The sequence below is a fragment of the Pseudomonas sp. PICF6 genome (assembly GCF_009831705.1).
Classification (GTDB): domain Bacteria; phylum Pseudomonadota; class Gammaproteobacteria; order Pseudomonadales; family Pseudomonadaceae; genus Aquipseudomonas; species Aquipseudomonas rhizophila.
In genome coordinates this window covers 80,577-91,178 of the sequence record NZ_WUUD01000018.1, presented here as the reverse complement: position 1 = coordinate 91,178, position 10,602 = coordinate 80,577, and the positions used below count along the sequence as shown (strand labels likewise).

The window sequence follows — 10,602 nt, the reverse complement described above, 5'->3', positions numbered from 1 at the left end:
TGTGTTTGTTGGTCGGGACATAGTCCAGGCCATCGTTGTTGAGCACGGCGGGGGTGGCCCGGCGCGCATCGAGTTGCATCACGTTATTGGCGATGAACAGGCTGTAGTAGCGGTAGGCGACCAGGTAGATGGCCACGGCTGCGACGACGATCCAGAGGGCGTTGATCGGTTCGCCGCGGCGCAAGGCCACGACACTCAACGCACAAGCTCCCAGAACAGCCACGGCAAACCAGGCAAGGTGTTTAACCAGACGGGTTGTCATTGCGTGTCTCCTGCCGATATCCAGTGGATTGCGGCGATTGTTTTTATAGTGTGCCCCGACTATTCGGAGCCGGCCCAATATCCGTGGAAGCCGTCAATAAATAAATCCGCAGTACTACGTACGGGCCATCTACGTAGTTCTACGTAGATTCTCGTGGAATCCCTCTGTGTGAGCCCATGCAAAGCCAATGCAGGCTAACGACTGTGGGAGCAAAGCTTGCTCGCGATAACGCTGGGTCTGTTGGCAACAGTCCAGGCTGATCCGTCGCGATCGCGAGCAAGCTTTGCTCCCACAGCGTTATGATGCCGACCATTCGCCTCCCCCCGTTGAGTCCGGACAGGAGTACACATGCTGCTCAAACACAAAATCGTCGCCTTGGGAATTCTGCCCCTGGTCCTGGCGATTGCCGTCATCTGCGCCTTGGTGATCTCGCTTAATCGCCAGTTGGGTGATCAACAGGCGCAACTGATCGAAGACAGCATCCTGGCCAGCAAGCGAGCAGAGCTGAAAAACTACGTCGAAATGGCGCAAAGCCTGATCGCCCCGCTGTATAACAACGGCCAGGGCGACGCAGGCGCGCAGCAGCAGGTGCTGGAGGAGCTGCGCAAGCTCAGTTTTGGCATCAATGGCTACTTCTTCGTCTACGACCGCCAGGGGCGCAGCCTGATGCATGCCCGGCAGTCCGAACTGGTGGGCCAATACCTCTGGGACATGAAAGATCCCCAGGGGCTGCCGGTGATCCAGGCATTGCTCAAGAGCGCTGAATCCGGCGAAGGTTTCCAGCGCTACGCCTGGAACAAGCCCTCCTCCGGCCAGGTGACCGACAAGCTGGCCTATGTGGTGATGCTGGATCGCTGGGGTTGGATGCTCGGGACCGGGATTTACCTGGAGGATGTCGAGCGCGCCACCCAGCAAGCCCGCGCTGAAGTGGCCCAGGGCATCCACACCACCATGCAGGCCATCGCCGCCATTGCGCTGGTGGCGGTCCTGCTGGTGTTTGCCGGCGGCATGACCCTCAACGTCAGCGAACATCGCTTGGCCGACAAAAAGCTGCAACGACTGAACCAGCGCATCGTCAGCTTGCAGGAAGAGGAACGCGCGCGAGTTTCACGCGAGCTGCACGACGGCATCAGCCAATTACTGGTGTCGATAAAATTCCAGTTTGAACTGGCCAGTCACGTCCTCGAAAAGGGGCAGGAAAACGGCCTGGGCATCCTGAAGAACGCGACAGACCGGCTGGGGGAAGCCATTGGCGAGATCCGCAACATCTCCCACGACTTGCGCTCCTCCCTGCTCGACACCCTGGGCCTGTCCGCCGCCATCGGCCAGCTCGCGGCCGAATTCCAGCAACGCAGCGGGCTTGAAGTGTCGTACAAAAGCAACGAATTCGATTGCCGCCTGGAAAATGGAGCACCGGTTTCGCTGTTTCGCATTGCTCAGGAAGCCTTGACCAATATCGAGCGTCACGCCGGGGCGAAAAGTGTCGGTATCACCCTGTTCGGGTCCGGCCAGTCCTTGCGCCTGACGGTGGTGGACGACGGGATGGGTTTCAACGTACCGCAGGTCGAACGTGGCCACGCCGGCATCGGCCTGCGCAATATCCGCGAGCGGGTCGAGCATTTCGGCGGACGGCTGGAAATGACCTCGGTGCCGGGACGAAGCGAGCTGGATATCCTGCTGCCCATGAACATGCTGGCGACACAAAGCTGATGCGCGCCCAACCTGACAAGAGCACCTGCCGATGAACCTGCCCTCTGTGATCCGCGTCGCGCTGGTCGATGATCATTCCCTGGTCCGCGATGGCATCAGGGCCCTGTTGTCCGTCATGCCCCAACTGGACGTGGTGGGCGAAGCCGAGAATGGTGCACAGGCCATCGAGATGGTCGGGCGCTGCCAACCGGACCTGTTGCTGATGGACATCAGCCTCAAGGACATGAACGGACTTGAACTGACCCGCCTGCTGGGCAAGCAATACCCCAACCTCAAGATCCTCATCCTGAGCATGTACGACAATTATGAGTATGTGAGTGAGTCCGTGCGCTGCGGCGCCAGTGGCTACGTGCTCAAGAATGCTCCTTCGCGGGAAATCATCGCGGCCATTGAAGCCATCATCAGCGGTGGCACCTTCTACAGTGCCGAGATCGCCCAACGGCTGGCCACCGACCCAACCACCGACAACGAGCTGACGCCGCGCGAGAGTCAGGTGTTGTACAAAATGGTCCAGGGGCTGAACAACAAGGAAATGGCCCGGGAACTGGACATCAGCGTGCGCACCGTCGAAACCCATCGCCTGAGCATCCGCCGCAAGCTCAACATCGACAAGCCCGCGGCCCTGGTGAAATACGCCATCGATCACGGGATCATTTCACGCTAGCAACCCCGGCTCGCGCTCGCGGCTTATGACTGAACCTCGGCGGGCCTATCGATCCGACCCGGAACTTCATCGGCCACCGTGCGATTGCGCCCGGTTCTCTTCGCCTGGTAAAGCAAGGTATCTACGCGCTTGTAAAGATCCTGCCAGGTTTCCCTGGGGCCTAGACTGCCGACACCGAAACTCGCGGTGACCGGCCCGACCGTATCGCGCGTGACAGGCGTACCGTTCTCGATGGCCGCCCGCAAGCGCTCGGCACATTCGTAAGCTTCCCGGGCATCGGTGTCCGGCAGGAGCACAGCGAATTCTTCACCACCGAGGCGCCCGACGATGTCCCGTTTGCGCGCCGAAGTGCGCAGCAGTTGGCCAACTTCGCGCAAGACGTTATCGCCCACGTCATGGCCATGGCTATCGTTGATGTTCTTGAAGTTGTCGATATCGCACAGTGCCAGCGCTGTCGTGCCGCGCGGGCTCTTCATCAGCAGCATCGACACCCGTTCTTCGAAGCCGCGCCGGTTCAAGACACCGGTCAACGGGTCAAAGTCGCGTTCGCGACGCAGGTCATCGATCACGTCAGCAATGGCCGCGGCGAGAATCACAAAGGCAAGTCCGATACCGAGCACCGCCAGGGACAACTGGAGCGCCTGCCAGAATACCGAGTTGGCGAAAGCGACCCGGTCCAGCGGCATCGACAGCCCGACAGTCAGCAGGGTCCGCGGAAAGAAATGCAACGCGAAGACCAGCAACACCCAGAACAGCGCCTTGTCAACGAATCGCCCGCGTAACAGCGATCTGAGCTTGACCGCCGCCACAAGCAAAATCGCACCATAGCCGAAGTTCTGGATGTAGATGCGCGCAAGCAGGTTGCGGTCGATATAAAAGAACCAGGCCAGTGCCAGGGAAATGACGCATACCACGGCCACGTCCAGCCGCCAGCCGAGGCGTTTTTGCGAGCGCAGCAAAACGCCTTCGGCCACTGCCAGGACCGCCGAGGTATACAGCGCGCCGGACACAATGGCATTGGGCCCGACCCCAGGAGGCCAGCCGAAAAGCTGCGACGTGGCACCACATGCGAACAGGCCACAGCCACCAGCCAGGAGCAGCAGATAGTCGCGTTTTTTGTCGATAAACCAGGCGCAGACGAACGCAACCCCAAAGACCGACAGGATCCCTGGGACCATCAACATAAGCGTAATTCTGACGACTGATGCGTCCATCCGAAACGTGTTTCTCCCCTGACCCAAGTCTGCCATCGCCCATGATGACAGAGGCGAAGGCAGCACACCTGCGAAGTTTGAGGCGCCAATGACAGCCCGCCAACCTTTTCACTACACTGCCCTTCTTGTCCCCTCCCTTGCGAGACGTGCAGTCCCTATGAAAAACATAACAAACACAATGACGTTCTGTGGCCTGCTGGCGTTCTGCGGCAGCGCCCTTGCCGAGCCAGCCCCTTCGCACCTTGATCAGGTCCTGCAACGCGGCGAGCTGAAAGTGTGTACGACGGGCGACTACAAGCCTTACACCTACAAAGCCGAAACAGGTGAATACGAGGGGATCGACATTGACATGGCCCGTTCGCTGGCCGCCAGCCTAGGGGTCAAGGTTCAATGGGTGCAGACCAGCTGGAAAACCCTGATGCCGGACATGGTCGCCGGTAAATGCGATATCGGCATGGGCGGGATTTCCGTGACCCTGGAGCGTCAGAAAAAAGCCAACTTCAGCACCACCCTGGATGTGGATGGCAAAATCCCGCTGGTGCGTTGCGAGGACCAGGCGCGCTACCAGACCATCGAGCAGCTCAACCAGCCTTCGGTGCGCCTGGTGGAACCGGCCGGCGGCACCAACGAAGCTTTCGTCCGGGCGTTCCTGCCCAAAGGGCAACTCAAGTTCCACGACAACGTGACCATCTTCCAGGAGCTGCTGGACAAGCGGGCCGACGTGATGATCACCGATGCCTCGGAAGCGCTCTATCAGCAGAAACTCAAACCCGGTCTTTGCGCCGTCAACCCCAGCCGCTACTTGCAGTATGGCGAGAAGGCCTACCTGCTGCCACGGGACGACATCACCTGGAAAATGTACGTCGACCAGTGGCTGCACCTGAGCAAAGCAAATGGCAGCTACCAGAAGGTCATCGGCCAGTGGCTGGCGGTGCCCCAGCAACAGTGACAATGCCTGCGCCGCACACGACTCACTCACCCAGGGTTTGTGTGCGGCCCCTGGAACTGGCATGTTGGTCTCTCAATTGATCAGCCACGAGGTTCCATGCAGATCGAGTTACTGGAAATCAGCGAGCACCTGCATCGTTTTCCCCCTTTCGATGCCCTGCCCCAGCAAACCCTGGAGGCCATAGCCCAGCGCGTCGAAGTCAGCTACTTCAAGGCCGGCAGCGATATTCTCGAGGCAGGCTCCATCGTCCACGACCTGCATTATGTGCGCAGTGGCGCAGTCGAGATCTACCGGCGTAACGGCCAGTTGTACAACCGTCTGGTGGAAGGCGACATCTTTGGTCAGGCCAGCCTGCTGCGCAGCAACAAAGTGCGTTTTCCGGCGCGGGCCCTTGAAGACAGCCTGATCTACTTCATCCCGGCGGATGTGTTTGCCCAACTGTGCGAGCAACATGACAGCTTCGCCGACTTTGTCGAGGCCGAAGGACACTCCAGGCTCAAATCCGCCGTCGAGGCCCAGGGCCGTGCCAGCGAACTGATCCAATTGAAATCCCGCGCGCTGATTTCCCGGGACCTGGTCTGGGTCACCCCGCACACCAGCGTTCACGAAGCGGCACGGTTGATGTCCCAGGAAAGCGTTTCCTGCGTCGTCGTCCTGGAACCTGCCGGGCATCACCCGGAAAAAATGCTCGGCATCGTCACCGACCGCGACCTGCGCACCCGGGTAGTGGCCGCCAACCGCAGCGGCGATACCTGCATCGGTGAAGTGATGTCGACCGATCCGGTGGTCATCCAGGCCGATGACTCGTTGTTCGAAGCCATGTTGTGCATGCTTCGCAGCAACATCCACCACCTACCGGTGGTGCACAAGGGACGCACGCTGGGGTTGATCAACCTGTCGGACATCATCCGGCACGAGTCCCAGAGCAGCCTGTACCTGGTCAACAGCATCTCCAACCAGACCTCTGTCGAGGGCTTGCGCTCGTTGTTGCGGGATCTGCGCGGCACCTACATTCGCATGGTGCGCGACGGTGCGACGGCTCACATGATCGGCAGCGCCATCTCGGGCATTGGCCGCGCCTTCACCCAGCGGTTGCTCGAATTGGCCGAGCGGGAACTGGGGCCGCCGCCGGTTCCGTACTGTTTCATGGTGCTGGGATCGATGGCGCGGGACGAGCAACTGCTGGTAACCGACCAGGACAACGCCCTGGTGCTGGATGATCGTTTCGACCCGGCCCTGCACGACGAATACTTCAAAAGCCTGGCCACCTTCGTCAGCGACGGCCTGGCAGAGTGCGGCTACAGCTACTGCAAGGGCGGCATCATGGCCACCAACGCGCAATGGCGTCAGCCGTTGCGAGTATGGCGCGAGTATTTCAGCCAGTGGATCGAGAAGCCCAATGCTGCCACCCTGCTCAACAGTTGCATCTTCTTTGACCTGGACGGGGTCTATGGGCAACTGGAAATGGTCAACGAACTCAAGGTGCTCTGCGCTGAAAAATCCAGGGTGACCCCCGCCTTCCTGGCGGCGATGGCCCGGAATGCCTTGAACCGCACGCCCCCCTTGGGTTTCTTTCGCACCTTCGTAATGGAAACCGACGGCAAGCAAAAACAGATCATCAACCTCAAGGGCCGTGGCACGGCGCCATTGACCGATCTGATCCGTATCCACGCCCTGGCCTGCGGGACCACGGCGCAGAATTCCTTTGATCGTCTCGAAGCCATCAGCACCACACAGCTCGTGCAACCGCAGGCCATTGAGCATCTGCGCTATGCCTTGGAATTCCTGTCGATGGTGCGTATCCGACACCAGGTCGACGCCATCGAACAGGGCCAGAAACCGGATAACTACATCGAACCGGAGCGCTTTTCCACCACCGAGCGGCACAACCTCAAGGAAGCGTTTCAGGTATTGAGCAATGCGCAGAAATTCCTGCGATTCCGCTACCCCGGTCACGCTCGGCCATCCCGATGAGCAATCCGAAGGGGCAAGAAACGCTGGATTGGGCGGTACGTTTCAAACGTCTGGAACAGCAAGCCCGGCACCCGCTGCTGCAACGCTTCTACCAACAGGGTGTCATCGATGCCGGGACTGCACTGGAGCAGGTGGAACTGCTGGCCATGGACCTTGAAACCACCGGTCTGAACGCGCGCACCGACAGTATCGTCAGCATCGGCCTGCTGCCGTTCACACTCAGGCGCATACGCTGCGGTGAAGCCCTGTACTGGGTGATCAAGCCCTCGCAGCTCAGTCATGAGTCGGTGACGTTTCACCACATCACGCACTCCGACATCCGCCATGCTCCCCGATTGCCGGACGTCATGGAGAAAGTGCTGGAAGCCATGGCAGGGAAGATCATGGTGGTGCATTACCGGGCAATCGAACGCAACTTCCTGGATCAGGCGTTACGCAATCACCTTGGGGAGGGCCTGCAATTTCCGGTGATTGACACGATGCAGCTGGAAGCGCGGCAGGTGCGCGGTCAGCGGCGTTGGCTGGACCGGCTGTTACGCCGTCCACCCGAGTCCGTCCGGTTGGCGGACAGTCGCTTGCGCTACCACCTGCCGCCCTATCACGCCCATCATGCCTTGACCGATGCCTTGGCGACGGCCGAGCTGTTGCAAGCGCAAATAGCCACTCACTACAGCCCGTCCGTCCCTATCGGCCAGCTGTGGGATTAAAAGGTCAGGTGCGCGGTTCCGACATCAATCCCTTGACCAGGGAAACACAGCCCAGCAGCAGGACGATGGCAAACGGTAAGCCGGTGGAAACCGCCATGGCTTGCAACGCGATCAAACCGCCGCCCAACAACAGCGCAATAGCGATCACACCTTCGATGATGGCCCAGAACACCCTCTGTGGAACCGGCGCATCGACCTTGCCGCCAGCAGTGATGGTGTCGATGACCAGCGAACCGGAATCCGAAGAGGTGATGAAAAACACGATCACCAGCACGATACCGAGCAGTGACGTGATTTCCTTGAGCGGAAGCCCTTCGAGCATGGCAAACAGCTTGAGCTCCAACACCGCATCCTTGACCCCACTCAGCCCCTGGAGGGTGGCCTGGTCGATGGCTGTCCCGCCAAAGGTGGTCATCCACAATACCGACACCAGCGAAGGCACCAACAGCACCGAGATCAGGAACTCGCGAACGGTACGGCCGCGACTGACGCGGGCAATGAACATCCCCACAAACGGCGACCAGCTGATCCACCAGGCCCAGTAGAACGCCGTCCAGCCTTGGGTGAATTCAGTGTCTGTGCGACCGAAGGGGTTGGACAACGCCGGCAGGTACTCGGCGTAGGTCACCAGATTCTTGAAGAAGCCGGTGAGGATCGCCAGGGTTGGTCCCACCACGATAATGAACAAAAGCAACAACAGGGCCAGGCCCATGTTGATTTCGGAGAGCAGCTTGACGCCCTTCTCCAACCCGGCGAGCACCGACCACAGGGCAATCAGGGTGATGCCGATGATCAGCACGACTTTGCTCACGCTGGTCGATTGAATGCCAAACAGGTGTTCAATCCCCGCAGCGGCCTGCTCGGCACCGATGCCCAGCGAAGTCGCCAGCCCGAACAGGGTGGCGAATACCGCCAGGATGTCGATGATATGGCCGGGCCATCCCCAGACGCGCTCACCCAGCAGCGGGTAGAAGATCGAGCGTATCGACAGCGGCAAGCCTTTGTTGAAGGAGAACAGGGCCAGGGACAACGCGACAATGGCGTAGATGGCCCAAGGGTGCAGACCCCAGTGGAAAATGGTCGCGGCCATGGCCAGGTCGGCGGAGGCTTTCATATCGCCCGCCGCACCGCCCAGAGGCGCCCAGTCGGTACGCGCCCCGCTGGCGTCGAGTGTGACACCGCCCATGGCGGCGGCGTAATGGGACATGGGTTCTGCCACGCCGTAGAACATCAGGCCGATGCCCATCCCAGCGGCGAACAACATGGAGAACCAGCCCACATAGGTGTGGTCCGGCGTGGCATCCTGACCGCCCAATCGAACCTTGCCCAAGGGCGAGACGATCAGCGCCAGACACAGCACTACGAAGATGTTGGCCACGCTCATGAAGAACCAGGCCAGATGCTTGGTCAACCAACTGCGCATGGCGCTGAAAAGCGGTTCGACTTCATTCTGCAGTGCAAGCGTCACGATGACGAACAGCAGAATGGTCGCCGCGGAGATGATGAAAACTTTGCCGTGGATATCCAGAGAGAAAGAGAACTGACCTCGGATATTGTCTTGCCCGATCACGTAGTCGGTGTCGATGAGATTGGCTTTGCCGCTGGGGGCTGGTATCCCCTCTGTGCCGGTTGACTGGGGTTGTCCTGATAGATCGTCTACAGGGTTTTTTCCCACGAGAACCTCCTTTTGTTATCCGCGCGCTTGGGCGCGCATGGTCTGATAAGCCCCGCTGTTCCTATGGTAAAAACGAGATGTGTGCGCATGTATCTTAACAAGCTTATGAGCCAGTCTGGGACATTGCAGCCGTTCAAGCGTTCCCCGGCTGGGAAAATGGCCCGTGCGCGAGCCCTCAGGGGACCGGCATCACGGCTGGGAAAAGCCTGAATCGCAAAGAAAAAAAAGGCGCCGGGATTGCCCCTGCGCCCTTTGATCAGCCTGTGTGTCGCTCAGCTCACTGCGCGGCGCGTACCTTGGCAATTTCGTCGTACATCATCTTCACCAGATTGGCATCCAGGGACTTGGCGAACTTGTCGATCACCGGTTGCACACGCTCGCGAAAGCGATCTTTCTCGGCCGGGGTGATCTCGTTCACGGTCATCGCACCGGCCAGTGTTGCTTTGGCCTTGTCCATGCTCGCAGCGGTGACTTCCCGCTGGTACTTCTGCGCCTCGGCGGCGGCCTGGCGGATCAGGTTTTTTTCATCCTCATTCAGACGGCTCCAGGTTTTCTGACTGATGATCAGCGACTGGGGATTGAAGATGTGGCCGGTCACCGACAGGTACTTCTGCACCTCGAAGAACTTGTTGCCCTCAATCACCGTGAAGGGGTTCTCCTGGCCGTCGATGGTGTGCTGCTCAAGGCCAGTGTAGACCTCGGGAAACGCCATCGGCACCGGGTTAGCGCCCAGGGCGGTAAAGGTTTCCAGGTAGATCGGTGACTGGATCACGCGAATCTTCAAGCCCTGCATGTCTTCAAGTTTGGCCACGGGATGCTTGCTGTTGGTCAGGTTGCGGAAACCCAGGTCCCAGTAGCCCAGGCCAACCAGCCCTTTGCTGTCCAATTGCGCCGCCAGTTTCTGGCCGACCGGCCCGTCGATCACCGCGTGGGCTTCTTCGGCGTTGTTGAACAGGAAGGGGAAATCGAGCATCGCGAAATCCGCTGCCTGGGCGGCCAGGATGCCGGAGTTGAGCACGGTGATGTCCAGCGTACCGCCCTGCAGGGCCGAGACCGTCTGCACGTCACCACCCAGGGTTCCGCCGGGGAACAGACGGACCTTGAGCTTGCCGCCGCTCTTCTCGCTCAGCAGGTCGGCGAACTTCTGTGCGCCTTGCCCTTGGGGGTGCTCCTTGACGTTCTGGAACGCAAATCGCAGGGTACGCTCGCGGATCTCGTCCGCGTGGCTGACCACGCTGCCCAGCAGCAGCCCCGTTGCACATGCCCCGGCCAACAAGGTTTTCATCAGTTGTCCCATGTCACTCTCCGATCATTATTGTTTTAGAAGTCGAGCTACTACCGCTTGCACCGGCGTCAACCGGTGAAGAATTTCAAAGGTCCCAGAACCAGTTGCGGAAACAGGACCAGAAGGAACAGCACCGCCAGTTGCGCGAGCAGGAACGGCCAC

General features: G+C 59.8%; 9 protein-coding genes. 5 read left to right on the top strand and 4 right to left on the bottom strand.

Annotated elements, in window-relative coordinates:
- Nucleotides 1–262, bottom strand: a 262-nt coding sequence (locus tag GSM73_RS27220; RefSeq protein ID WP_306110013.1) for a carbon starvation CstA family protein, incomplete at its 3' end; no start/stop codon positions are given.
- 348 nt (nucleotides 263–610) lie between these two features.
- On the opposite strand from GSM73_RS27220, the gene GSM73_RS11565 reads away from it, so the two are divergent.
- Nucleotides 611–1,972 (top strand): cache domain-containing protein, encoded by a 1,362-nt coding sequence (locus GSM73_RS11565; RefSeq protein ID WP_160892580.1) that lies wholly within the window; start codon nucleotides 611–613, stop codon nucleotides 1,970–1,972.
- A 31-nt stretch (nucleotides 1,973–2,003) separates the two neighbouring features.
- Complete coding sequence (locus GSM73_RS11560) at nucleotides 2,004–2,636, top strand: response regulator transcription factor (RefSeq protein WP_047229883.1); 633 nt, start codon at nucleotides 2,004–2,006, stop codon at nucleotides 2,634–2,636.
- Nucleotides 2,637–2,659: 23 nt separating this feature from the next.
- On the opposite strand, the gene GSM73_RS11555 is transcribed toward GSM73_RS11560, so the two are convergent.
- Nucleotides 2,660–3,820, bottom strand: coding sequence for a GGDEF domain-containing protein (locus GSM73_RS11555; RefSeq protein ID WP_218575680.1), 1,161 nt, complete (start codon nucleotides 3,818–3,820; stop codon nucleotides 2,660–2,662).
- A 187-nt stretch (nucleotides 3,821–4,007) separates the two neighbouring features.
- Here GSM73_RS11555 and GSM73_RS11550 point away from each other — a divergent pair, with 187 nt between their 5' ends.
- From GSM73_RS11550 to GSM73_RS11540, 3 genes are all read left to right on the top strand, one after another.
- A complete protein-coding gene (locus GSM73_RS11550) occupies nucleotides 4,008–4,799 on the top strand; it encodes a transporter substrate-binding domain-containing protein (protein ID WP_076385101.1) in 792 nt (263 codons plus the stop codon).
- 96 nt (nucleotides 4,800–4,895) lie between these two features.
- Complete coding sequence (locus GSM73_RS11545; RefSeq protein WP_076385103.1) at nucleotides 4,896–6,773, top strand: DUF294 nucleotidyltransferase-like domain-containing protein; 1,878 nt, start codon at nucleotides 4,896–4,898, stop codon at nucleotides 6,771–6,773.
- Nucleotides 6,770–7,480 (top strand): 3'-5' exonuclease, encoded by a 711-nt coding sequence (locus GSM73_RS11540; RefSeq protein WP_160892576.1) that lies wholly within the window; start codon nucleotides 6,770–6,772, stop codon nucleotides 7,478–7,480. The genes GSM73_RS11545 and GSM73_RS11540 overlap by 4 nt, the downstream gene beginning before the upstream one ends.
- 4 nt (nucleotides 7,481–7,484) lie before the next feature.
- Here the strand turns inward: GSM73_RS11540 and GSM73_RS11535 are convergent, their stop codons facing one another.
- Complete coding sequence (locus tag GSM73_RS11535; protein ID WP_160892574.1) at nucleotides 7,485–9,155, bottom strand: BCCT family transporter; 1,671 nt, start codon at nucleotides 9,153–9,155, stop codon at nucleotides 7,485–7,487.
- A gap of 277 nt (nucleotides 9,156–9,432) precedes the next feature.
- Nucleotides 9,433–10,452: a TRAP transporter substrate-binding protein gene (locus tag GSM73_RS11530; RefSeq protein ID WP_047229889.1), complete on the bottom strand. Its 1,020-nt coding sequence runs from the start codon at nucleotides 10,450–10,452 to the stop codon at nucleotides 9,433–9,435.
- Between the last annotated feature and the right edge of the window lie 150 nt (nucleotides 10,453–10,602).